The 23,987-nt window shown below is 72.9% G+C and carries 18 protein-coding genes and 1 pseudogene; 13 read left to right on the forward strand and 6 right to left on the reverse strand.

Annotated elements, in window-relative coordinates; translation table 11 throughout:
* Positions 1-101: 101 nt before the first annotated feature.
* The 4 genes from ACFYW7_RS10815 to ACFYW7_RS10830 all read left to right on the forward strand — a co-directional run bounded on the left by ACFYW7_RS10815 (position 102) and on the right by ACFYW7_RS10830 (position 2,846).
* Entirely contained in the window at positions 102-758 is a 657-nt protein-coding gene (locus ACFYW7_RS10815) for a helix-turn-helix domain-containing protein (RefSeq protein ID WP_389500322.1), read from the forward strand.
* Between the two features lie 32 nt (positions 759-790).
* Positions 791-1,321 carry a toxin-antitoxin system, toxin component gene (locus ACFYW7_RS10820; RefSeq protein ID WP_389500325.1) on the forward strand — a complete coding sequence of 177 codons (531 nt, stop codon included), beginning with the start codon at positions 791-793 and terminating at the stop codon, positions 1,319-1,321.
* 13 nt (positions 1,322-1,334) lie between these two features.
* Positions 1,335-2,555, forward strand: coding sequence for an MAB_1171c family putative transporter (locus ACFYW7_RS10825; protein WP_389500327.1), 1,221 nt, complete (start codon positions 1,335-1,337; stop codon positions 2,553-2,555).
* A 156-nt stretch (positions 2,556-2,711) separates the two neighbouring features.
* The gene (locus ACFYW7_RS10830) at positions 2,712-2,846 is read left to right on the forward strand and encodes a hypothetical protein (protein WP_389500329.1); all 135 of its coding nucleotides are present in this window, start codon (positions 2,712-2,714) and stop codon (positions 2,844-2,846) included.
* Between the two features lie 145 nt (positions 2,847-2,991).
* Here ACFYW7_RS10830 and ACFYW7_RS10835 read toward each other — a convergent pair whose 3' ends face one another.
* On the reverse strand, positions 2,992-4,035 hold the full coding sequence (locus tag ACFYW7_RS10835) for an alpha/beta fold hydrolase (RefSeq protein ID WP_389500331.1): 1,044 nt from the start codon (positions 4,033-4,035) through the stop codon (positions 2,992-2,994).
* A gap of 252 nt (positions 4,036-4,287) precedes the next feature.
* On the opposite strand from ACFYW7_RS10835, the gene ACFYW7_RS10840 reads away from it, so the two are divergent.
* A complete protein-coding gene (locus tag ACFYW7_RS10840; protein ID WP_389500333.1) occupies positions 4,288-4,524 on the forward strand; it encodes a hypothetical protein in 237 nt (78 codons plus the stop codon).
* Positions 4,525-4,673: 149 nt separating this feature from the next.
* Here the strand turns inward: ACFYW7_RS10840 and ACFYW7_RS10845 are convergent, their stop codons facing one another.
* Positions 4,674-5,399 (reverse strand): 4'-phosphopantetheinyl transferase, encoded by a 726-nt coding sequence (locus ACFYW7_RS10845; protein WP_389500335.1) that lies wholly within the window; start codon positions 5,397-5,399, stop codon positions 4,674-4,676.
* Positions 5,347-6,255 carry a metallophosphoesterase family protein gene (locus ACFYW7_RS10850; protein WP_389500337.1) on the reverse strand — a complete coding sequence of 303 codons (909 nt, stop codon included), beginning with the start codon at positions 6,253-6,255 and terminating at the stop codon, positions 5,347-5,349. Before ACFYW7_RS10850 ends, ACFYW7_RS10845 begins: the two co-directional genes overlap by 53 nt.
* 253 nt (positions 6,256-6,508) lie before the next feature.
* Here ACFYW7_RS10850 and ACFYW7_RS10855 point away from each other — a divergent pair, with 253 nt between their 5' ends.
* The gene (locus ACFYW7_RS10855; RefSeq protein WP_389500339.1) at positions 6,509-7,780 is read left to right on the forward strand and encodes an ATP-grasp domain-containing protein; all 1,272 of its coding nucleotides are present in this window, start codon (positions 6,509-6,511) and stop codon (positions 7,778-7,780) included.
* A gap of 137 nt (positions 7,781-7,917) precedes the next feature.
* Positions 7,918-9,606 carry a carbohydrate binding domain-containing protein gene (locus ACFYW7_RS10860; protein ID WP_389500341.1) on the forward strand — a complete coding sequence of 563 codons (1,689 nt, stop codon included), beginning with the start codon at positions 7,918-7,920 and terminating at the stop codon, positions 9,604-9,606.
* A 164-nt stretch (positions 9,607-9,770) separates the two neighbouring features.
* Here ACFYW7_RS10860 and ACFYW7_RS10865 read toward each other — a convergent pair whose 3' ends face one another.
* Positions 9,771-11,108 carry a 6-phospho-beta-glucosidase gene (locus ACFYW7_RS10865; RefSeq protein WP_389500343.1) on the reverse strand — a complete coding sequence of 446 codons (1,338 nt, stop codon included), beginning with the start codon at positions 11,106-11,108 and terminating at the stop codon, positions 9,771-9,773.
* 410 nt (positions 11,109-11,518) lie between these two features.
* Here ACFYW7_RS10865 and ACFYW7_RS10870 point away from each other — a divergent pair, with 410 nt between their 5' ends.
* The 4 genes from ACFYW7_RS10870 (at position 11,519) to ACFYW7_RS10885 (ending at position 16,825) form a co-directional block, all read left to right on the forward strand.
* The gene (locus tag ACFYW7_RS10870; RefSeq protein WP_389500438.1) at positions 11,519-12,325 is read left to right on the forward strand and encodes an IclR family transcriptional regulator; all 807 of its coding nucleotides are present in this window, start codon (positions 11,519-11,521) and stop codon (positions 12,323-12,325) included.
* Positions 12,326-12,462: 137 nt separating this feature from the next.
* The gene (locus tag ACFYW7_RS10875) at positions 12,463-13,740 is read left to right on the forward strand and encodes a sensor histidine kinase (RefSeq protein WP_389500345.1); all 1,278 of its coding nucleotides are present in this window, start codon (positions 12,463-12,465) and stop codon (positions 13,738-13,740) included.
* Positions 13,737-14,405 carry a response regulator gene (locus ACFYW7_RS10880; protein WP_389500346.1) on the forward strand — a complete coding sequence of 223 codons (669 nt, stop codon included), beginning with the start codon at positions 13,737-13,739 and terminating at the stop codon, positions 14,403-14,405. Before ACFYW7_RS10875 ends, ACFYW7_RS10880 begins: the two co-directional genes overlap by 4 nt.
* Before the next feature lie 302 nt (positions 14,406-14,707).
* On the forward strand, positions 14,708-16,825 hold the full coding sequence (locus ACFYW7_RS10885) for an MMPL family transporter (protein WP_389500348.1): 2,118 nt from the start codon (positions 14,708-14,710) through the stop codon (positions 16,823-16,825).
* Positions 16,826-16,962: 137 nt separating this feature from the next.
* On the opposite strand, the gene ACFYW7_RS10890 is transcribed toward ACFYW7_RS10885, so the two are convergent.
* Complete coding sequence (locus tag ACFYW7_RS10890) at positions 16,963-19,671, reverse strand: FAD/NAD(P)-binding protein (protein WP_389500350.1); 2,709 nt, start codon at positions 19,669-19,671, stop codon at positions 16,963-16,965.
* Positions 19,672-20,072: 401 nt separating this feature from the next.
* Between ACFYW7_RS10890 and ACFYW7_RS10895 the strand changes: the two are divergent.
* Together ACFYW7_RS10895 and ACFYW7_RS10900 are read left to right on the forward strand one after the other, a co-directional pair.
* A pseudogene (locus ACFYW7_RS10895) lies at positions 20,073-21,268 on the forward strand (Ig-like domain-containing protein).
* A 241-nt stretch (positions 21,269-21,509) separates the two neighbouring features.
* Complete coding sequence (locus ACFYW7_RS10900; RefSeq protein WP_389500352.1) at positions 21,510-22,913, forward strand: glycoside hydrolase family 16 protein; 1,404 nt, start codon at positions 21,510-21,512, stop codon at positions 22,911-22,913.
* A gap of 147 nt (positions 22,914-23,060) precedes the next feature.
* Here ACFYW7_RS10900 and ACFYW7_RS10905 read toward each other — a convergent pair whose 3' ends face one another.
* Positions 23,061-23,969 (reverse strand): helix-turn-helix domain-containing protein, encoded by a 909-nt coding sequence (locus ACFYW7_RS10905; RefSeq protein WP_389500354.1) that lies wholly within the window; start codon positions 23,967-23,969, stop codon positions 23,061-23,063.
* Between the last annotated feature and the right edge of the window lie 18 nt (positions 23,970-23,987).

Genomic DNA, 23,987 nt, shown 5'->3' on the forward strand with positions numbered 1-23,987 from the left:
CCCCGGGTCCTGTGCGCCGGGGGCGGTTTTCCGACCTTCGTGTCCACATGGTTCCCGATCCTTCGCGAGAGCCACCTGAGAGAGACGTAGGAGATCTGTCGGTGACGGATGGCTTCGAGGTTCCGGGCGCCACGGCGACGGTTCTGCTGCAGGCCGTCGTGGCCCGGGTCACCGCGCTCGCCGACCGGCTCGGCGTGCCGCACGCCGAAGTCTTCGACGTCCAGCGGCTCTCGGCCGGGTCCGGTGTCCCCGAACCCGTGGTGAAGGCCCTGCTCGTCGGCCGCCCCGCGGGGGAGCCCGATCTGCAGGCACGGTTCCTGCAGCGCCTGGACCTGTTGCGCCGCACCCGGCTCAAGCCCAACGGCCGCCGCTACACGCAGCAGGAGATCGCGGACGGCGCCGCCATGTCACGCCAGCAGGCGGGCGCCCTCATCAACGGCGACCGGCGCCCCACGATGGAGCACTGCGACGCCATCCAGCGCTTCTTCCGGGTGCACGCCGGGTTCCTCACCGCCGAGGACTCCGAGGCGCTCGTGGGCGCCCTGCAACGCTCGGAGCAGGAACTCCTGCAACGACTCGCCGACCGCGAACGCGCGGCCGCCTCCGTCGCGAGCGATCCGCTGGAGCGACTGCTCCTCGACCACGGGGTCCGCGGAATCGCCTGGCGGGCCGCGCAGTTGCCCACCGACCAGCACCGGGACAAGGTCGCGGAGTGGCTGGACATGCTCCTGGAGAGCGTCAAACGGCCCGAGTCGTGAGCCGGGGGAGATCAGTGGGCATCGGAAGGGAAATGCGCCGTCTGTGCGGCGAGTTGGTCTCGGAGCTCCCCCTCCCGGCGCCGTCCGCACCCGCCGACCTGTACACGGCGCTGTGCGGCGCGATGAGCAGACGCCGCGGCCGCCCGGTCCGGTTCCGCACGGCCGTGTTCCCGCCCGGCACCGCCAGCGGCCTGTGGCTCGACATGGCCGAGCAGGATGTCGTCGTCGTCGAGGAACGCACCGCGCCCGACCACCAGTTGGTCATCCTCGGCCACGAGCTGTGGCACATGAAGGCCGGACACCGCGGTCACCACGTCGAGGGCGCGGCCGTCGCGGCACGGTTACTCGGCGACGGAGCGGACCTCCAGGCCACCGTCCTGAAGGTGGCCGCGCGCACCCGCTTCGACCTCGCCGACGAGCAGGAGGCCGAGAGCTTCGGTCTGCTCCTCGCCAGCAAGTGCCGCACCTGGCTGCCCGGTTCGTCGCTGCGCGGCCCGGCACAGCGCAGCGGTCTGGCCGGCCGGATCGAGGCGTCCCTGGGCGCGCGCGGGCCACGGGGCTGAAGGTCCCCGGGCCATGGACGGATCCAGCTACTACATCCCCGCCGTCGCCATGGGCGCCGCCATCACGTTCAAGGCGCCCGCGCTGCTGGCCGGCTGGCGCGACCCGCTGCTGCGCTCCGTGGGCGTGCTGCTCGCCCTCGCCGGTCTGGTGTTCCTCTTCGCGGCCCCGCCGACCATCGCCGCGGTCAACGACGTCACCGGGATACCCAACGTCTCGGCTCCCCTGGTCTACTGCCTCCTGAGCGCCTACAGCGCCTCGTGCCTGGTGCTGATCATCAACTGGCGTGGCGGACCGCCCGAGGTGACCCGGCGCCTGGAACGCCGCTGGATCCTCGGCTACACCGTGGTCGGCGTGGCGCTGGTCACGCTGTTCGCCCTCGGGGACGCCTCCGTCGAACGGTTGCGGGACCTCGACACCTACTACGCGAACACCCCCTTCATCCGCGAGATGATCGTGCTCTACCTCGTCTCGCTGACCACGGCGGGCGTCGCGATGAACATCATGTGCTGGCGCTGGGCCGTCGAGGTGCGGGGCCGGCTGCGCGCCGGGCTGGTGATCATCGCGTTCGGTTCCCTGTGCAACGTCCCTTATTCGGCGGCCAAGTTGGCCGCGGTGGTGGCGCGCTGGAACGGCGGGAACCTCGACAGTCTGAGCACGGACGTGGCGCCCGCGCTGGCCTCGGCCGGGGCCCAGATCACCGCCGTCGGCTTCTGCCTCCCGCTGGCCTGCCAGCGCATCGGGGACAGCTGGAACACCTGGTCGACGTACCGGCGGCTCGGTCCGTTGTGGCGCGAGCTGAAGCCGGTCTCCGTGCCGGAGGACCGCGCGGTGCGCATCTCCTGGTGGTCGCCCGCCGAACTCCAGGTCACCCAGCGGGAGTCCGACATCCACGACGGCATGCTGAGCCTCTACCCGTACTTCGACTCCGAGGTGCGCTCCCGGGCCTACGGCACCGCCGTGGCCACGGGCTCCTCCCCCACCGAGGCGCACGCGGAGGCGGACGCGGTGATGGTGACGGTCGCGGTGCGGGCCAGGGCCGCGGACCCGGAGGGGCGGGTCATCAGCTCGGCCGAGGCGGCCCCCGCACCGCCCGCGGCCGGATCCACTCCCCCCGACGGACCGCGCGACCTCGTCCGCATGTCCGTCGCGCTGCGCCGGTCACCCGTCGTCGCCGCCGCCCGCGGACAGGCGACGACCGGTCCGCGGAACGACTCCCGCGAACGGACCGGTTGAGCCGCGTCCGGGCAACCCCGCCCACCTGGCTTCGCGACCCGTATCGAGGCACGCCGCGCGCCTTCGGCCCTCTCGCCCCCTCGCGACACCCCTGCGACAGGAACGGCACACGTCTCATACCCAACTCCCGCGGAGGACAAGCTCAGCACCGTACGGGTGCCCTGGAACGGGCTGTCCGACGCGGGTACCCCGGTGCCGGCCGGCGCCTACACCTGGCGGGTGTCCGCCGCCCCGGCCGGCGGGACGGGCGCGGAGGCGACGGACTCCGGCGTCGTCCGGGTCACGGGCTGACCGCGACCGTCTCTCCCCGGCCGCACCCCTGTCCCCGGTTCCTGCTCGGGAACGGGGGTGCGACCGGGGCTCGACGCGTCGGGGATCGGCGGTGGCGTCGCGTGACGGCCGAGGGCGGCGGCGTGCCGCGGTCCTCGCGGAAGGGTCAGGTCGCGCTGCGTTCGCTCGCCTCGCGCAGGTCCCGCTCCGCCGCGCGGTTCTCGACGGTGTCCGGTCGCCCCGCCGCCGTACCCGGGCGTCCGGAGCGCAGCAGTTCCCGCCAGTGCTCGCGGCTCCAGTCGTTCGGGCTCGTCGTCGTCGTGAACTCCTCGACCAGGGCGAGGAAGCGGGCCGGATCGCTGTGGAACGGGAAGTGGCCGGCGCCCTCGAAGATCTCCAGACGGCTGCCCGGCATGGCCGCGTGTGCCCCGTGGGCGTGCCGCACCGGCACCACGCTGTCCCGGTCGCCCCAGAGCAGCATGGTGGGCATGCCCTCGGTGAGGTAGCAGCGGTCCAGCATGGTGACCGCCTGCCCGCGCCAGTCGACCACGGCCCGCAGGGTCCGGATGAAGGCGCTGCGCGAGGTCGCGTCGGGCAGCGCGTCCACGAGGTTCACCAACTCCGGTGCGTCCTGAGCCAGATCGGTGTCGAGCAGACGCATCACCCAAAGGAAGAGGGCGATGTTGAGGCGCGTTCCCGGCAGCCGCAGGGCCGTGAGCATCAGGTGGGCGCCCGGCAGCGACACGGCGCGCAGGACGGGGTTGACCTCGCCCCCGACGCCGCCCGCGCTGACCAGGATCAGCCGCTCGGTGCGCTCGGGGAACTGGTAGGCGAACTGCATCGCCACTCCCCCGCCGAGCGAATGCCCGACGAGTGTGGCGGACTCGATGCCGAGGGTGGACAGCAGATCGCGGACGCCGTTGGCGTAGGCGGCCACCGAGTAGTCGGCCCGCGGTTTGTCGGAGGCGCCGTGGCCGAGCAGGTCGGGGGCGATCACGGTATGGGTGCGGGCGAGGTCGGGGATCAACTCCGCCCAGGTCGCGGAGGAATCGCCTATGCCGTGGATCAGGACGAGCGCCGGGCCCTCTCCGGCCATCCGGTAGGCGCGCCGGTAGCCGTGCACGACGCGGTGGCGCAGCCGCAGTTCCCCGTCACCGACCGAACGCAGCCGTGGGGTGCGCCGTGGATGACGAGGCGGTGAGTCGACCACGGGTTGACCTCCCGTTCCCAGGCCGCCGTGAGGCGGCTCCCGAGCCGTCCGAACGACGGCTTCGGGGCCGTCCGGTGGGCGGCCCCCGCTCTCCTGTCCAGCGTAGGGCCCGTGTCCCACAAGGGATTTCCGTGATGTTTCGCCTCCGCTAAGCGGGCGAACCTCCACGGGCCGAAACCGGATTGTCAGTGCCGGACGGCAAGCTGGGGTCAGGACCAGTGTCACGACCAGCCGACCCGGGAGGGCCGTCCGATGCCGACCGCCGTACTGACCGAACACGAACGCGCCGCCGTGCAGGCCTACCTCCGCCTTCTCCAGACCGTGCGGGCGGCGTTCGACGGCCCGCCGGACGGACGTAGGCCTGCCATGGTGCCGCCCGCCGTACTCGCCGAGGCGGAACGGGCGCTGGCGGCGGCCGGGCTGGCGGGCAACGAGGAGACCTTCTTCCGCCTCCTGCACGCGTGGTGCCCGGAACCGGGCCGGCCGTGAGAACCGCTCGGCGCCGGGACCCCGGCTCTGCTCCTGCCCCGGGTACCGCTCAGGTGCCGCCGGGCGTGCGGACGTACGGCGTCGCGGTGGCCACGGCCCGAGAGCCCAGGATGCCCGTCGGGGTCAACAGCCCCTGCCCAGTGACTGGTTCACTTGCCAGGGTCGGGGCCGGACACCGGCCCCGAGGGCGCGTGCGGCACCGTGACGGCGGTGGCCACCAGCCCGCGCCGGACGGTCCAGCTTCCGTCGAAGACCTGGACCGGAACCCCGTCCAGCACGGGTCCCGGCACCAGCAGCCGGGCACGGAAGCCGCCCGAGAGGCCGGGGGCGCCGAGTGTCCGGCCGGTGGAGAAGTCGATGTCCGCCTCGGAGAAGTCCAGCCATCTGCCGGTGAGCGGGAACCAGGCCTTGTAGACCGACTCCTTGGCGCTGAACAGCAGCCGGTCCCAGTGGACGGCGGGTGTCAGGGTTCCCAGGCGGTCCAGACGGCTCGCCTCGCCGGGCAGGGCGACGGCCCCCAGGACGTCCTCGGGGAGCGCCAGATGGGGTTCGGCGTCGATGCCGACGGAGGCCAGATCGGTGGCGTGGGCGAGTGCGGCGGCGGCGTAGCCCTCGCAGTGCGTCATGCTGCCGATGAGGCCGGCCGGCCACTGCGGGGCACCGCGATCACCGGGGAGCACCGGCCCGGGGGGCACGCCCAGCTTCTCCATCGCGCGCCGGGCACAGCCGCGTACGACGGCGAACTCGCGGCGCCGCTTCTCGACCGCGCGCGCCACGACGGCCCGCTCCTCGGGGTGGAGGATCGCGCCCTCGGCCCCGTCGTCACCGAGGCTCTCCACGGTCACGACGAACCCCGGAAGCAGTTCCTCCATCACCGGCTTTGACCTCCGTCGGCAGAATGCGGCGCGGCACGCCCGGCGGCCCCGGTCGTCGACGCCATTCTCGCGGATAGCCCACCGACACCTCTTCGAACCGGACACCCTCGTGCCAGGTGGTCCGAGGGATGTGCAGATGTCCGTAGACCATGGTCTCGACGCGGAACCTGCGGTGCCAGTCGGCCGTCGCCGTGGTGCCGCACCACATGGCGAATTCGGGGTAGCGCAGGATGTCCGTCGGGTGGCGGTGCAGCGGGTAGTGGTTCACCGGGATCACCGGCAGGTCGCCGGGGAGATCGGCGAGCCGTCGCTCGGTCTCCGCGACCCGGGCCCGGGACCACGCCTCACGGCTCGGATAGGGATCGGGGTGGAGCAGGTGTTCGTCCGCGCAGACAATTCCGGTCCCGTGGGCATGGGCCAGCCCCTGTTCCTTGGTGGCGCAGCCCTCGGGCAGGAACGAGTAGTCGTAGAGCAGGAAGAGCGGCGCGACGACCGCGGGACCGCCCGGTCCGTTCCAGACGGGATAGGGGTCCTCCGGGGTCGTGACGCCCAACTCCCGGCACAGGGAGACCAGATGGTCGTAGCGGGCGACACCTCGCAGTTGGACGGGGTCCTTGGGGTGGGTCCACAGTTCATGGTTGCCGGGCACCCAGATGACCTCGCGGAAGCGTCCGGCGAGCGTCTCCAGGGTCCACCTGATGTCGTCCACGAGCTCGCCGATGTCACCGGCCACCAGGAGCCAGTCCGCGTCCGAACCGGGGCGCAGGTTCTCGACCAGGGCGCGGTTCTCGGCGTAGCCGATGTGCAGGTCGCTGATGGCCAGCAGGTTCCCGTCTCCGCCGTGTGTCGGCCGCACGCGCCACCCCCGTAGAAAGCGATGGCAACACCAGAACACACGGTCCCGCCGCCGGACAAGCGGGCCCCGGTCGGCACATCGGTGAATCCGTAACATCCCTGTAGCAGCACGGGGGTCCCGCGCCCCCTATGATCGCCCCAACACCACCGTCTCGGAGCCGCTGCGGCGCTCGACGGCGTTCGGTGCACCTCCCCTACCCCTGGCCGGGCCCGGCCTGCTCCGCCGTGCCCGCGAACCGTGAAAGGTGGCCTGCATGGGCTCTCGCGTACGCGTCTGGCTCAACCGCACGTACGCGGAGAACGTGTTCTTCATGGATCAGCTGCGAAGCAATCCGCAGCGTCGCGCGGTCGAGATCCATGCCACCCACGGCGACGCCGACTCTCCCGTACTGGCCGCCGCCGACACCGCCGAACTCGAGCCGGACGGCCTGTCGCCGCGCGCCTATGTCGAGTACGCGCTCGACATGTGCGCACGGCGTTCCGTCGACGTGTTCGTACCGGTCCTGCACCAGGCCGCGATCGTGGCGCAGCGCGCCGAGTTCGCGGCGCTCGGCACGGCGCTGCTGGCGCCGCCGTCGGAGGCGGTCGCCGTCTTCCACGACAAGGCCACCGCGTACCGGGCCGTCGAGGCCGTGGGGGTTCCGGTGCCTCCGTGGTGGCGGGTGCGTACGGAGGAGGAGCTGGTCACGGCGGTCGAGCTCATCGAGGCCGCGGGCCAGAAGGCCTGTTTCAAACCGGCGGCCGGAGCGGGTGGGGTGGGCTTCCGGATGATCACCCGGGCCCCGTTCTCGATGATGCACCTCACCGGGTTCCCGAGCGCGTACGTGCCGCTGGAGCTGGTCACGCAGGCGCTGCGCGGGGCCGAGGAGCCCGTCGACTGGCTGGTGATGCCGCACCTCGGTCAGCCGGAGGTGTCGGTGGACTGCCTCACCGGAACCGACGGCCGGGTGCGCATGGCGATCGGCCGCACCAAGAACGGGCGGCGCCGCGGATTCACCCTCGACCCGTCCTGGATCGAGCCCGCCCGGCTGCTCGCGGAGGCGTTCGGGCTGCACTACCTGTCGAACATCCAGTTCCGCATGTACGGGGACGAGCCGGTCCTGATGGACGTGAACACCCGTCCGGCGGGCGGGCTGCACCAGCTCTCCCAGTGTGGCGTCAACGCCCCTTGGGCGGCTGTGCGGCTGGCGCTGGGCGAGGAGACGGGCGAGGTGGTCCCGCCGCTCCTCGGGCAGGACTACACCGTGCTCTCGGGACCGCGTCCGGTGCGCCCCTCGCCGTTGCCGCACCAACGGTCCGAGGCGCCCGCGCCGGCCTCGTCCGGGCTTCCCGTACCGTCCGTTCCCGCGCCGCCCCTGCCCGCCGTGCCCACGCAGCCCTCGGAGTCCCCCTCCGCGGCTCCCGGCACCATGGCGCCCGCGGCCCCCGCCGCCAGGGTCACCGCGGCCACGGCCTCCGTCCCGGTCGACACGAACGCCTCACCGGCCCCCGCGCAGTCCGCCTCCGCGGCCATAGCGCCCGCCTGAGATCGCCCGTCCCACCCCGCCCCTTACCGGTCTGGACCAATTCCCGCGCAGTGTCTTGACAGCGGGATTGGTCCATACCAACTTGGTTGCGCACCTCTCTGCACTCCCGAACACCCCCATATCCCCAGGGAGATCGCGTGCGCATCAGACAGCTCAGACGCTCCAGACATCGCTTCCTCGCCCTGCTGGGCACCCTCGCGCTGGCACTCGCCGGGGCGGTCGCCCTGCCGGGCACGGCCCAGGCGGCCAACATCCTGTCCAACCCCGGCTTCGAGACGGGCGGCCTCTCCCCCTGGTCCTGTTCCGGCAACCTCGGTTCGACCGTCGCCGGCCCCGTGCACGGCGGCTCCAAAGCCCTTGCGGGGGCCGCGAGTTCGAGCGACAACGCCCAGTGCACCCAGACCGTCCCGGTCAAGCCGAACACCACGTACAGCCTCTCGGGCTGGGTCCGCGGCAGCTACGTCTACCTCGGCGTGGACGGCGGTGCCTCGACCTGGACGACCTCCCCGTCGGCGTACAGCCAGCTCACCGTCTCCTTCACGACCGGCGCCTCGCAGACCAGTGCCAAGATCTACGTCCACGGCTGGTACGCGCAGGGCACCTACTACGCCGACGACATCACCCTGGACGGCCCCGGCGGCGGTGGCGGCTCCGACACCCAGGCGCCGACCACGCCCACCGGCCTGACCTCCACCGGCAAGACCTCCTCCAGCGTCTCGCTGTCCTGGGGCGCGTCGAGCGACAACGTCGGCGTCACGGCGTACGACATCTACAGCGGGTCCAATCAACTGCTGAGCGTGTCGGGCACCAGCGCCACGGTCAGCGGGCTGTCCCCGAGCACCGCCTACACGTTCACCGTCAAGGCGCGGGACGCGGCCGGGAACACCTCGGCCGCCTCCAACTCCGTGAGCGTCACGACGAACGCGGGCGGCGGTGGCGGCACCGGCTTCAAGCAGGCCGCGCCGTATCTGTACGAGGGCTGGGGCGATCCCCCGAACCCGACCACGGTGATGAACGCGACCGGCGTCAAGTGGTTCACGATGGCGTTCGTGCTCGACTCGGGCGGCTGCAACCCGGCCTGGGACGGGAGCCGCGCGCTGACCGGCGGCGTCGACCAGACGGCGATCAACCAGATCCGTTCCGCGGGCGGTGACATCGTCCCGTCGTTCGGTGGCTGGCAGGGCAGCAAGCTCGGTGCCAACTGCTCCTCGGCGAGCGCGCTCGCCGGTGCGCTGCAGAAGGTGATCGACGCCTACAGCCTCAAGGTGATCGACATGGACATCGAGAACACCGACGAGTTCGAGAACGAGGCCGTCCAGGCCCGGATCCTGACGGCGCTGAAGACCGTCAAGGCCAACAACCCCGGTCTGAAGACGATCGTCACCTTCGGCACCTCGACGACCGGCCCGACCTACTACGGGAACCGGCTCATCGAGCAGGCGCAGTCCCTGAACGCCAACATCGACGTCTTCACCATCATGCCGTTCGACTTCGGCGGCGGCTCCGACATGTACGGCAACACGGTCAACGCCACCGAGGGGCTGAAGAACAAGCTGAAGTCGACCTTCGGCTGGGACGACGCCACGGCCTACTCCCACATCGGCATCTCCGGCATGAACGGCCTGTCCGACCAGCAGGAGACCACGACCCCGGCCATCTGGACGTCGATCCGTGACTGGGCCAACAGCCACCACATCGCGCGGCTCGCCTACTGGTCGGTGAACCGTGACCGGCCCTGCCCCGGCGGCGGCGTGGTGAGCAACTGCTCAGGCATCAACCAGAGCACCTGGCAGTTCACGTCGATCACGGCCGGCTTCACCGGCTGACGCACGACGACGGGACAGCGCGGCGGGCCGCCCGGGACCTCCGGGCGGCCCGTCGCGTCCGGCCCCGGCACGCTCGTCCCGCGCGCCGTCCGCCCGGCCCCGATGTCGGGCCGCGCGCTCGCGCCGTCGTACGCCCCGCAGCGCGGCGCGGGTCCCGCGGGTCCCTACCTCAGGTAGTCCAGGCCCGGGTGCACGGCCGTGTAACCGTCGACCAGGGCGCGCGCCACGTTCACCGAGTCGACGAGCGGGTGGAGCGCGAAGGCCTTCACCGCGGTCGTACGGGACCTCGACCCGGCGGCGGCGAGCACCTCCCGCTCCACCGCCTTGACCGCGCACACCAGGCCGGTGGCGTGGCCGGGCAGCGGATCGACGGCGACGGGGTGCGCGCCGTTGGCGTCGACCAGGCAGGGCACCTCGATGACGGCCTCGCCGTCGAGGACGGCCAGGGTGCCGCGGTTGCGGACGTTGAGGATCAGGGTGGTGCGCTCGTCGCGGGCGATGGCCCGCATCAGGGCGAGCGCCACCTTCTCGTAGCCGCCGGAGAGGTCGTCGGCGTCGCGCTCCCCGGCACCGGCCGCGTCGCGGTTCTCCGCCATGTACGTGGCCTCGCGCTCGGCGCGGGTACGGTCCCAGGCGGTCAGCGCCCCGGCTCCCGGGTCCTTCATCTCGTCGTAGAACCGGGCCTGTTGGTCGCGCAGGAACGCGCCGCGGGTCTGGTCGGCACCCTGGTAGGCGCGGACGGTCTCGCGGTTGAAGTAGTAGTAGTGCAGGTATTCGTTGGGCACGGCGCCGAGCGACCGGAGCCAGTCAGGGCCGAAGATCCTGCCCTCCTCGAAGGAGCCGAGCAGGGCGGGGTCGGCGAGCAGCCGCGGCAGTTCGTCACGGCCCGCGACGCGCAGGCCCCGTACCCAGCCGAGGTGGTTGAGCCCGACGTAGTCGATCCACGCCTCGCGCGGGTTCGCTCCGAGCACCTTGGCGATCCGGCGCCCGAGGCCGACGGGCGAGTCGCAGATGCCGATCACCCGGTCGCCGAGGTGCCGGGACATGGCCTCGGTGACCAGGCCCGCCGGGTTGGTGAAGTTGATGACCCAGGCGTCCGGCGCGAGCCGGGCCACCCGGCGGGCGATGTCCACGGCGACGGGCACCGTGCGCAGGCCGTACGCGACACCGCCGGCGCCGACCGTCTCCTGGCCGAGGACGCCCTGGTCGAGGGCGACGCGCTCGTCCGCCGCGCGCCCCGCGAGGCCGCCGACGCGGATCGCGGAGAAGACGAAGTCGGCGCCGCGCAGGGCCTCGTCGAGGTCCGTGGTGACCGTCACCTCCGGCGCGTCGGGGTGCCCCGCCGCCTGCTCGGCCAGGACCCGGGCCACGGCGGAGAGCCGTCCCGCGTCCAGGTCGTGCAGCACGACCCGGGTGACGCGCCCCTCGGCGCGGTCCCCGAGCAGCGCCCCGTACACGAGGGGGACGCGGAATCCGCCGCCGCCCAGAATGGTCAGCCTCACGCAGGTACCGCCTTCGCCGTTCGTGGGGGGACGCGGATCGCGCGGCGAGGGATCACGTCCATCGCCCGGTCACCCGGGCGGCAAGGCTGAACAATAGCCGTCGCCTTCCATCACTTCTCGGGAGGATTCGCCGCACCCCGCGTCGGACACCTCGGCGCGGCGCCCCACCGGCACGGTCCGGTTCCGTACGGCCCGGTTTCGCACGCGTCCGGAGAAGGTGACCCGTGGACCGGCACAGCGGGACCCTGCGTGCCGAGGTGGTCCAGCCCGGCGCGTGCGCCGTCGCGACCTCCGTGTACGCGTACCGGCTGAACCGACCCGGTCCGGGGATTCGGACGTACGGCATCCTGGATCCGTACGTCCGAACCCGCCCCGCGCCCGTCCCGGGGCCCGGACCCGGGAGGCCCGCCATCTCAGCCGAGCAGCGCGCCGGAGACCGTCCCCGCGGGCCCGCCCGCGTCGACGCCCCCGGCCGCCTCCTGGCCGTGCTGGCGGCCTTCGACCACGAGCACCCGGCACTGTCCCTGACGGACATCGGCCGCCGGGCGGGCCTCACGCTGACGACCGCCCACCGGCTGGTGGCCGCGCTCACCGAGTGGGGCGCGCTGGAGCGCGACGCCGGCGGCGCGTACCACGTGGGTCTGCGCCTGTGGGAGATCGCGGCGCTGGCCCCGCGCGGCCTGGCGCTGCGGCAGATCGCGCTGCCGTACCTGGAGGACCTGTACGAAGCGACGCACGAGAACGTGCAGTTGGCGGTCCGGGACGGCACCGAGGTCGTCTACACCGAGTGGATAGCGGGGCGTTCCTCGGTCGGCGTCCGCATCCAGGTGGGCGCCCGCTGGCCGCTGCACGCCACGGGGGTCGGGCTGGCACTGCTGGCGCACGCGCCGCCCGCGTTCCAGGACGCCTACTGCACGGGGCCGTTGGCCGCCTTCACACCGTTCACCCTCACCGATCCGGACCGGCTGCGCCGCGCCCTGGCAGAAGTCCGGCGTACCGGCGTGGCGGTGAGCAGCCGTCAGGTGACCGAGGACGCCCTGTCGGTGGCGGCGGCGGTGCGCGGGACGGACGGGACGGTGACGGCGGCCGTGTCGGTCGTCGTGCCCCAGGCGGACGCCCAGGTAAGGGTGTTGGCCCCGGCGGTCGGGCTGGCGGCCCGTGGGATCTCCCGGGCCCTCGGCTGGCGTCCGGCGACCGGAGCACGGCCGTACACCTGACGCGCCCCGGGTCCGATCACGGGACGAAGCCCGCCGGGTGGGCGCTCCCGGCCCGGACGGGATATCCCTCTCGCCGGTGAGGCGCCCGCCCTACCGGATCGGGATACTGGGACGGCCCTTGTCCGAAGGAGCCGCGCATGACCGCCCCGTCCCGGATCACGCCCGTCGCCGCGCGCTGGCGGGCGGCCGTGTCACCCGCCGCCGCGGCCCCTTGGCGGCCGGTCGTCGCGCGGCTGCGCACGACCCGTCCGTACCTGCTCGACAGCGTGCTGGCCTCGCTCGTGCTGTTCGCCGCCTCGCTCCAGTGGATGTTCCCCGACGAGGGCGACGACCGGCTGTCCTGGCAGGGCTTCCTGCTGGCCGTGGGCACGGCCGCGCCGCTGGTGTGGCGGCGCCGGGCCCCGTTCCGGTCCGCCCTCGCGGTGTCGTTCTGCACATCGGCCATGGCGGTCCACCACGCGCCGCCGCCGAACGTCTCCTACGGCGGCCTGGTCGTCCTCTACACGGTGGCCGCTCTCTGCCCGCCCGCGCGACGCCGCTTCATGCTGGTGGCCTGGCTGGTCGGCGCCTCGCTGACGATGACGGCCAAGGAGCACGCCCAGCCCTTCGAGTACGCCTTCCACCTCACGAGCTTCCTCGGCGCGTACGCGCTCGGCGTCCTGACCCGCGTACAGCGGGCCTACACCGCGGAGTTGGAGGACCGGGCCCGACGCCTGGAACGGGAGCGCGCCTCGGACACCGCGCGCGCGAAGACCCAGGAACGGGCCCGGATCGCCCGCGACATGCACGACATCCTGGCCCACGCGGTCAGCCTGATGGTGGTGCAGGCGGAGGCGGGACCCGTGGTCGTGCGCAGTGATCCGGAGCGGGCCGAGGCGGCCTTCGAGGCGATCGCGACGAGCGGACGTGACGCGATGACCCAGTTGCGGCGCATCCTCGGCGTCCTCAAGGAGGAACCGGGGTGCGGTCCGTCGGCGCGGGTGCCGCAGCCCGGTGTCGGCGCGCTCGGTGAACTCGCCGCGCAGGTCACGGAGTCGACCGGGCTGCGCGTCGAGCTGCGGATCACCGGCGAGCGCCGCACCCTGCACCAGGACACCGAGGTCGCGGCGTACCGGGTGGTGCAGGAAGCCCTCACGAACACCGTGAAGCACGCGCACGCCGCGTCGGCACGGATCGAACTCGACTGGTCGGAGGACGCGTTGACGCTCACGGTGACGGACGACGGGCGGGGGCCGGTGCGCCCGCCGGGCGGTCGGGAACTCGGACCCCCGACCGGCGGACACGGGCTGATCGGCATCCGCGAGCGGGCCGCCGCCTGCGGAGGCAGCGCCGACACCGGCCGCGGCCCCGACGGCGGGTTCCGGGTCGCCGTGCGCCTGCCGGCCGCGGCCGACCGGCGGGCGGCCCTCGGGTGAGCATCCGCGTGGTGGTCGCCGACGACCAGGAACTCGTCCGCAGCGGCTTCGGCATGATCCTGGAGGCCCAGCGGGACATCGAGGTGGTGGCCGAGGCGGGCGACGGCCTCCAGGCGGTGGCCGCCGTGCGCGAGCACGCGCCCGACGTCCTGCTCCTCGACATCCGTATGCCGCGTATGGACGGCCTGGAGGCGGCGCGCGTGGTGTGCGCGGAGTCGGGCTGCAAGGTCCTCATGCTCACCACGTTCGACCTGGACGAGTACGTGTACGAGGCGTTGTGCGCGGGAGCGAGCGGCTTCCTGCTCAAGGACGTCCGCCGCGACGATCTCGTCCACGCGGTGCGGGTGGTCGCGGCCGGGGAATCGCTGCTCGCCCCGACGGTGACCCGCAGGCTGGTCGCGGACATCGTGCGGCGCCGGCTCGCCGAGGCGGCCGTCGAGGTCACGCCCCGGCGGCCGGACGTCCTCACCGCCCGCGAGGAGGAGACCCTGCTGCTGCTCGCCCGCGGGCTGTCCAACGCGGAGATCGCCAAGAGCCTCTTCGTGAGCGAACACACCGTCAAGACCCATGTCAGCAATCTGCTGGGCAAGTTGGGCCTACGGGACCGGGTGCAGGCGGTGATCTGCGCGTACGAGACGGGACTCGTGACCCCGGGTTCCCCCTAGGACGTGTCCGTTCGGACGCGGCGGGCACAAGGCATCCACCGGGCTGCTCGCCCCCACACCCGGGTGCCGCCGCGCCCAGGTCCTGGAACCGGCCCTGCACACAGCCCTGGAACCGGCCTTGGACACAGCCCTGACGCGCTCTGGACGCGCCCCGGAACCGGTCCCGGCGCATGAGCCGTCGGGACGTCTCACTCCTGCGGGGGATACCGGAAACCGCTCCCTCAGGCGATCCGCCGGACCCCGGTCGGGCACGACGCTGAACGGGTTGTCAGGAACCCGTAGCCACCGCCGGGAGGCGCACCGTGCTCGCCACGATCTCCCGGGCGGCGACCCGCCGCCCGATCACCGTGATCCTCGTCTGGCTGCTCATGCTGCTGATCGGCTTCGGCCTCGGCACGGGCGTCTTCGGCCGGCTCGTCGACTCGGTGCCCGATGTCCCGGGCACCGAGTCGGACCGCCTCGCCGCCCGTCTCGACCGCGTCGACCCGACCGGCGAGTCGATCACCGCCGTCATCGCGGGCACCTCCGTGTCGGACCCCGGGCTGCGGGCCCAGGTCGAACGGGCGGTCGCGGACCTGCGTACCGTCTCGGGCATCGCCGAGGTACCCGACCCCTACACCACCCGCGGCCTCACGTCCGAGGACGGCAGGGCCCTCGTCATTCCCGTCACCCTCAAGGGCGGTCTGTCGTCCGAGGACGAGGAGCGGGCCGTGGACGCCGCGGCCGACCGCGTCAAGCGCGTCGACGCGCCCGAGGCCCACGTCAGCGGCGGCCCGCTGCTCGGACAGCAGATGGGCGAGCGGGCCCAGGAGGACGTGCAGCGGGCCGAGTTGATCTCCCTGCCGGTCGTCCTCGCCCTGCTCCTCGTCGTCTTCGGCGGGCTGCGGGCCGCCGCTCTGCCGCTGGTGATCGCGATCAGTGGAGTGGCGGGCGCGTTCCTCGCGCTGTTCGCCTTCAGCCGGGTCACCGACATCTCGGTGTACGCGATCCAGATCACCACCATGCTGGGGCTCGGACTCGCCATCGACTACGCCCTGTTGATGGTGGTCCGCTTCCGCGAGGAGAGGCGCCGCACCGACGACGTGGTCGAGGCCGTGCACCGCACGGTGGCCGGGGCCGGACGCACCGTCCTGTTCTCCGGGCTCACCGTCGCCGTCAGCCTCACCGGGCTGCTGGTCTTCCCGAGTCCGTTCCTGCGCAGCATGGGTCTCGCGGTGGCCGCCGTGGTCGTCGTCGACATGCTCGCGGCGCTCACCCTGCTGCCCGCCCTGCTGACCCGCTTCGGGGCCCGGATCGCACCGGCCCGGGTGAACGCCGGGGGCAACGGGGACGGCCCCGCCGTCGAGGGGCGCCTCTTCGCCCGCCTGGCCCGGTTCGCGACCCGTCGCCCCGTCGTCGTCCTCGTCGCCCTCGTCCCGGCCCTGATCGTCCTCGCGCTGCCGGCCGTCGGCATGAGGATCGGCATCGGGGACGCGAAGCAGTTGCCCGCGAGCACCGAGGCACGGCGGCTGTACGACACGCTGGGCGCCCACTTCCCGCCCGGTACCGGGGTGTCCCCGGTGTCCGTGGTGGTCGGCCCCGGCGCCGGCTCCGGCACGGTGGACCGCGTCCGTGCCCTCACCGCCACGAGTGACGCGCGGGTCCTGCCCGACGGCGGCACGCTGGTGAGTCTGCGGCCCTCCGGAAGCGCCGACGGCGCGGCGGCGACCGACCTGGTCGAGCGGGTACGCCAGGTGCGCGGCGAGGAACCCGTCGAGGTGACCGGAGTCGCGGCCCGGCTGGTCGACTTCCGCGCGATGCTCGCCGACCGGGCACCCTGGGCGGCGGTCACGGTGCTCGTCGGCATCCTCGTCCTGCTCTTCGCCTTCACCGGCTCGGTCCTGATCCCGCTGCGGACGATCGCGACGACGCTGCTCAGTCTCGGCGCGGCGCTCGGTGCGGTGGCCTGGGTCTTCCAGGACGGGCATCTGGCCGGGGCGCTCGGTGCCGAGGGTCTCGGGTCGCTCAGCCTGACCGCTCCGCCGCTGATCATCGCGATCGCCTTCGGGCTCGCCATGGACTACGAGTTGTTCATCCTGGCCCGGATGCGGGAGACCTGGCTGCGGACCGGTGACCACCGGGAGGCCGTCGTCACCGGGCTGCGCCGGTCGGGGCGGGTCGTCAGCTGCGCGGCCCTGCTGCTCGCCGTCGTCTTCGGCGCGTTCATGACCGGTGGCTTCTCGCCCATCCTCCAGATCGGGCTCGGCCTCACCCTCGCCGTCCTGATCGACGCGACCGTCGTCCGCATGCTCCTCGTCCCGGCGACGATGGCGCTCCTCGGCCGGTGGGCGTGGTGGGCCCCGTCCTCGCTGCGCAGGGCGCACGACCGGCTCGGCGTGAGCGAGGCGCCGGCCGAGCGTCGCTGGCCGGCCGGCGTCTGAACCGTCCGAGGGACGCGCCCGGCCGGGGCCTGCCCGACCGGGCAGGCCCCGGAACACACCCGGCCGATCACGCGGGAGTCCCGGCACCACGGGTCCCGGCACCGCGGGTCCCGGCACCGCGATCGGCGGGACGGCCCTCACCCGGTCAGCTGCGCCATCAGGCGGCGATCGCGGGGTGCGTGGCCGCGGTCGAGGCGGGTGTCCAGGAGACGGCGGGCCGCTTCGCAGCTGCCCGCCGCGACCAGGGCGTACAGCAGGGTCTCCTCGACCACCTCGCGTTGGGCCGCGCTGCCGCCCACCCGGCCGAGGACCGGGAGGAGCGCATCCAGGCCCCGGGCCGCCTCGTGGAAGCGCTCCTCGACGAGGGCCGCGAAGGCCTCGCAGAGGGGGACGACGACCTCGCGCTGCACGGGGTCGGCGCCCGCCGCGTGATCACGGAGCCGGCGGAGCGCCGCGAGGTCGCCGGCGGCGGTGAGGGCGACCGCCGCGTGCAGCGCGGTGAAGGCGGTCGCCGGCCGTTCCACGATCTCGCGGGCCACGCTGTCGAGGACGTCCGCCGCCGGTACGCGCCCCCGCCAGCTGTCGCTGAGCCGGGCCCGCCACAGCAGTGATCCCGAGTCGACCAGGGCCCGTACGCCGGTCACCCGCCCCGGCGCGAGCTGCGCGAACCAGCGCCTGCGGACGGCGGCGGGATCGTCCAGGGCCAGTTCGTGCAGGGCGATGTGCCAGGAGAAGTGTGCCCGGTGGACGGCGCCGCGTCCGTGCCCCGACACCCAGGCGTCCAGCCAGTCACGGCCGGCCGCGTGGGCTCCCGACTCGTAGTGGACGTGGGCGAGCGCGTGCACGGCGTGTCCGGAGGCCGGTTCGGCGGCCAGCGCGTCCCGGGCCAGGGCGGTCGCCTCGTCGTACCGGCCCTGTTCCTGGCGCAGGAAGGCGAGGAGCGAGACCGGGAACCAGTGGCCGTCGTAGGCGGGCGCGGCCCGTTCGACGAGGCCCAACGCGTAGGCCGGGTCGAGGTCGTTGATGCCGGAGAAGGCGATGGTGGGCACGGCGGCGGCGAGCGCCAGCGCGTCGGCGGGGTGCGTGGCGAGGTGCCCGAGCAGGGCCCCCGCGCCACCGTCCGGGGAGTCGCCGCGCACCCGCCGGGTCACCACGTCCACGAAGGAGCGCTCGCGTTCGTCCGCCCGTTCCCGCGCGCAGCGTCGCGCGTCGGCCAGCGCCCTCGGCACGTCGACGTCGGCGCCGCATTCGTGGCCGAGCAGAGCGAGCGCGGCGTGCCCGAGCGCGAAGCCGGGGTCGAGGGCGACGGCACGCGCGAAGGAGGCCTCGGCGCCGGCCCTGACCTTGAGGACCCGCTCCAGGCCGGTGCGGTGGGCGGCGGCCGCGTCCGCGTGGGTGGACAGCGGAAGCCCGTGCGCGTCGGCCGGACGGCGTCGCGCGGTCCGGGGTCGTGGGGTCAGGGGTGCGAGCAGCTCCGCCGCCAGGTCGGCGGCCTGGACCCGGATCTCGGGAACGGCGGTCGTCTCCCACAGTTCGCCGCGGCGCGGGGCGCCGAGGGTGAACACCGGTGGCCCGCAGCGGCCTTCGGCGTCCAGGAGCCTGCCGTCCCGGGTCGCGACACCGAGGCCGAGCGGGCCGGGCACGGCGGCGCCCGTGTCGAACAGCGAACGCCACAGGGGGTCTTCGGGGCGGGGTCCGGGACCCGTGCAGTCGATCACCCAACCGACGCTGATGTGAAGGCCGTTGGAGAACGTGACCAGCACGGTGCCGTCCGGCCGCGGGACGGCACCGGTGATCCTGCCGGTGTGCACGCGCAACCGCCGGGCGGTACGGGCACGGGCCACCGACTCGGCGGTCGTCGGCGCCATCCGGTGGCGGTGGGTGTTCCAGAGCGCGCCCTCGCGCTCCAGGAACGCGGCACGCTCGGTGGGGGTGAGGCTGCGCCACAGGCGGGCGGTGTGCGGTCGCAGGCTGTCGAGCGCGGGCCGCCAGTCGCCGTGGACGCGCACGGCGCGGCCGATGTGACGGTAGACGGTCCGGCGCAGCGCGGCGAGCGTCGGCACGTCGAGTCCTTCGGGCGCGGCCATCTCCGCGGCGGGGCTCAGCGCGTGGGGCTGCGGGAGCAGGCCGGTGCGGGAGAGGGCGTGCACGGTGCGTCCCGGCCGGTCGAGACCGAGGGCGAGGTCGACCGCGGTGAGACCGGTCCCCACCAGCAGGACGTCGCCGGGCGGGCCGTCGTCCGCGCCGGCGGCCGGATCGGCGAGCGGTCCGTCGAGGGCGCCGGGCGCCCACGGGGACCGGACGAACCGTTCGGAGGCACGGAGTCCCGGCGGGGCCCAGTCACCGGTCGTGGCCGCGGGTCCGGTGGCGAGGACCGCGCTGTCGGCCGACAGGCTCCCCCCGTCGGCGAGTCGGAGCTCCAGCCGCCCGTCTAAGGCGCGGGCGCAGCCTTCCGCCCGGGTCCGCAGCCGGTGCACGGCGACGGTTCCGTGGGCGTGGACGATCGCCCGGGCCAGGGTGTCGGCGAGGTAGGCGCCGTAGCGGTAGCGGGTGGCGAAGTCGGTTTCCCTGACGTCGGGTTCGCCGTGCCGGCACAGCCAGCGGGTGAAGTGGCCGGGGTCGTCCGGGTAGCAGCTCATGCCGCCGGCCGGCACGTTGAGCCGGTGCCGGGGATCGGGGGTGGCGTACGCGGTGCCCCGTCCGGCTTCCGGGGCCGGGTCGACGAGGACCACGTCGAGGGCCGTCCGGCGACGGGCCGCCGTCTCGCACAGGTGCACGGCGGTGAGCGTCCCCGCCGCACCCGCTCCGACGATGGCCACGGTGTGCCGCCCACGGGCTGGATTCACGGATACCTCCGGCGGTGTCTGCTGCGGAACCGACAAGCGGAACTCTTTGATCGAAGCGCCGGCCGGACGCGCCGAAAGGGACTCCGGGACGGGAGATCTCACGGAAGATTCAGGGGGTCCGGCCGGCCCTTCATACTCTGTTCACAATCCAGGACGACCCGGCAACCGTGGAATTCGGCCGTCTCCTCGGGTGCCTTCAGAGGAATCTCAGGTTGGAGCCGCCGGATTCAAAGAATCAACCCAGGAAAGTCGCCCAGGATGCGTCCGCAGTGGTTGAGCGAAAAACCGAGGAAAGGCGTTTCGTGGACGTCCCTGAGATATCGAACCGGCCCGGTCCCGCACCGGGGACCTCGGGGCGGGCGCGGCACCGGCCGGGGCGTCCCGCCTGGTCACGGCGCGGAATCCTCGCCGTCCTCGGAGCCGCCGTACCCGCCCTCGCGCTGAGCGGATGCGGTGACCCGGCGGACGCGGCCGAGTCGGCGGACGCGCTGGCGAGCGGCGGCGCGAAAGCCGGGACCGGGACGAAAGCCCAGGTGAGGACGCCGGCTTTCACGGTCACTCCCGCCGACGGCGCGAGGAAGGCGGCTTTCACGAGTCCGGTCCAGGTCTCGGTGAAGGACGGCACGCTGTCGAGCGTCGGGGTGTCCGCCAACGAAGGTTCCACTCTGGCCGGTTCCTTCGACGACGGGCGTACGAAATGGGCCTCCGCCGGAATCCGTACTCGGGTACCGAATACACGGTCACGGCCGGAGCCGAGGGCGGCGCGGAGTACACCGCGAGGTTCGTGACGAAGTCGCCCGGCGGGACCTTCGCGGGCTATTTCACGCCCGAGGTGAATGCGACCTCCTGGGTCGGCATGCCCGTGCCGATCAACTTCACGAAGGCCGTGGCGGACCGGACGGCGGTCGAGAAGGCCGTCACGGTGACGGCGGAGCCCGCGGTGGAGGTGGTGGGTCACTGGTTCGGGGACACCCGGCTGGACTTCCGGCCCGCGGAGTACCGGGCGGCGGGCACGCAGATCACGCCGAGCCTGCGACTGCGGGACGCCGAGGGCGCGGACGGCGCGTACGGCGTCCACTCCAAGGACGTCACCTTCCCCATCGGACGCCGCCAGGTGAGCACGGTCGACCTGGCGGGGCGGACGACGACCGTCGAGCGGGACGGCGCGACGCTCGCCCGGTACCCCGTCACCGGTGGCGACGCCGACCACACCACCTGGTCCGGGATCATGGTGATCAGCGAGCGGCTCCGGACGACCCGGACGGAGTCCTCGACGGTCGGGCTCGGCGACGAGTACGACATCGCGGACGTGCCGCACGCTCAGCGCCTGACCACCTCGGGCACCTTCATCCACGGCAACTACGGGGCCGCGACCTCGGTGTTCGGCGGTGCCGACACCAGCCACGGCCGCATCGGGCCGCACGACGCGAAGGACGCGGGCGACGACTCGGTCCCGGGCGCACGGTTCCACGAGAGCTCGAGGCCCGGTGACGTGGTGGTCGTCGAGAACTCGGGCGAGCGGACCGTCGAAGCGTCGAACGGACTCAACGGCTGGAACCTGTCGTGGGCGGGCCGGAAGGCGGGGAGCGCTCCGTGACGGTCCGGCCGAGGGGCGGGTACCGGCGCACGCGCCGGGCCCGCCCCTCCTGTTCACCCGCTTCTTTCACGGCGTGAACTCCCTTGCCACGAAAGGACTTTCTCGGCTTCACCTCTTGACGACGGGAGTGGCAGAGAGCACATTGGCCGCGCAACTGCTGTGAGAGCGCTCTCAATGGCCATGGGAGCGCTCTCACGGTCACCCGCGCACCCCACATCCCGTACCCGAAGAGGCACACCCCATGAGTGAAACTTCCGGCACACCCGTCAGACGCGGCTCACTGCGACGCGTGCTCATCGCCGTGTTCAGCACGATCAGCCTGGCGGCGGCCGCCGCAACGGCGGCCACCCTCCCCGCGAACGCCTCCGCCCCCACACCCCCCACCGGCTGGTCCCAGGTCTTCCTCGACGACTTCAACGGAGCCGCCGGAACCGGGGTCAACACCGCCAACTGGCAGTACGACACGGGCACCAGTTATCCGGGCGGCGCCGCCAACTGGGGCACCGGCGAGGTCGAGACGATGACGTCGAGCACGAACAACGTCTCGCTCGACGGCAGCGGCAACCTGCGCATCACCCCGCTGCGCGACTCCGCCGGCCGCTGGACCTCGGGCCGGATCGAGACCACGCGGACCGACTTCCAGCCGCCGTCCGGCGGCAAGCTGCGCGTCGAGGCCCGCATCCAGATGCCCAACGTCACCGGCACCGCCGCCGAGGGGTACTGGCCCGCGTTCTGGGCCCTGGGCGCGCCGTACCGCGGCAACTACCAGAACTGGCCGTCCGTCGGCGAGTTGGACATCATGGAGAACGTCCAGGGGCTGAACAAGGTCTGGGCCACGGTGCACTGCGGCAGCAACCCCGGCGGTCCGTGCAACGAGACCACCGGCATCGGCAACTCCGTCGCGTGTCCCAACACGACCTGCCAGTCGGGCTTCCACACCTACAGCATGGAGTGGGACCGCTCGGGCAGCGTGGAGGCGATCCGGTTCTACGTCGACGGCGTCAACTACCACACGGTGAACGCGAACCAGGTGGACGCGACGACCTGGGCCAACGCCACCAGACACGGTTACTTCGTCATCCTCAACGTGGCGATGGGCGGCGGCTTCCCGGACGCGTTCGGCGGCGGACTCGACGGTGACACCCAGCCCGGCCACCCGATGGTCGTGGACTACGTGCAGGTGCTCCAGTCGGGCAGCGGCGGAGGCGGCACCACCCCGCCGCCCACCGGCAACCGTGACGCGTACAGCGCCATCCAGGCCGAGTCGTACGACAGCCAGACGGGCGTCGGCACCGAGACCACCACGGACACCGGCGGCGGCCAGAACATCAGCTCGATCGCGAACGGCGACTACGCGGTCTACAAGGGTGTCAACTTCGGCTCCACGGCGGCCAAGCAGTTCTACGGCCGGGTCGCGAGCGGTGCCGGGGGCAGCGTCAGCGGTCTGGTCGAGGTGCGCCTCGACAGCCGTACGAGCACACCGGTCGGCAGCTTCGCGCTGGGCAACACCGGTGGCTGGCAGTCCTGGAGGACCGTGCCCGCCAACATGAGCTCCGTCACCGGAACCCATGACGTGTACCTCACGTTCACCAGCGGCCAGCCCGCGGACTTCGTGAACGTCAACTGGTTCGACTTCGGCCACTGACCCACCAGAGGCCACCGACCGTCACCGGCAGGTGAACCGACGGAGAGCCATCTGTTCCACGGCCGCTCCGAAGTCCGCTTCGGACGCCGGTGACGGACGGCCGCCGCACGGCCGGCTGAGCGGGGCGGACCACACGGTCCGTCCCGCTCAGCGCAGTTCGGCGCGGAAGGCCACCGGGGTCGCCCCCGTGTGCTGGTGGAAGAACTTGGAGAAGTTGGCCGCGTCCGGGAAGCCGACGGCCACTCCGACGCGCCCGATCGGCAGGTCCGTGTGGGCGAGGAGCCGCTTGGCCTCCAGGGCGACCCGCTTGTCGATGAACCCCTTGGGCGTCTCGCCGGTGGCGGCGCGCACCGCCCGGACCAGGGTGCGGCGCGAGTAGCCGAGGGTGTCGGCGTAGGCGCTGACGCTGTGGTTGACGGCGAAGTCCCTCTCGACCGCGTCCCGGAAGCGGGTGAAGGTGGTGTCCGTGTGCTCGCGGGCCGTCTCCGCGGAGCTCGCCGCGAGATGGGCGAGGCGCAGCAGGAACGCGGTGAGCGAGTGCCGCAGCACCGAGGTGTGCAGACTGAGCGGCAGCGTGGTCGTGTCGACGTACTCGCGCTCCAACTGGGTGAGCGAGTGCTCCAGGGCGGCCAGCCGGGCGGGGTCGGGGCGCAGCAGCGGGGGCAGGTCGTAGCGGTAGAGGCCGGTCGCCTCCACGGTCGCGCGGGGCAGGAAGCCGGGCTGCATGGTCAGGACGGTGCCCTGGTAGCGGTCGGTGCTGGAGAAGCGGTGCACCTGGCCGGGCCTGATCCACAGGATGTCGCCCGCCGCCGCCTCGTACTCGGCGAAGTCGACCATGTGCCGGACCGGGCCCTCGTGGAAGAGCATCACGACGTGGAAGTCGATGCGGTGCACGCGTTCCAGCGGGGCGTCCGCGTGCCAGATGCGCCCGGTCCCCATCGCGCCGACCTGCATGCCCACCCCGGACAGGCTCAGATCGGCCGGGAACGGGAAGGTCCTGATGCCGTCCGGGCCGTCCTCACTCCCGGTACCGCCTTGAGTGGTTCTGTCTGCCATGTCCTTCTCGCGTCGGCT

Source organism: Streptomyces sp. NPDC002580, assembly GCF_042889485.1.
Lineage (GTDB): Bacteria > Actinomycetota > Actinomycetes > Streptomycetales > Streptomycetaceae > Streptomyces.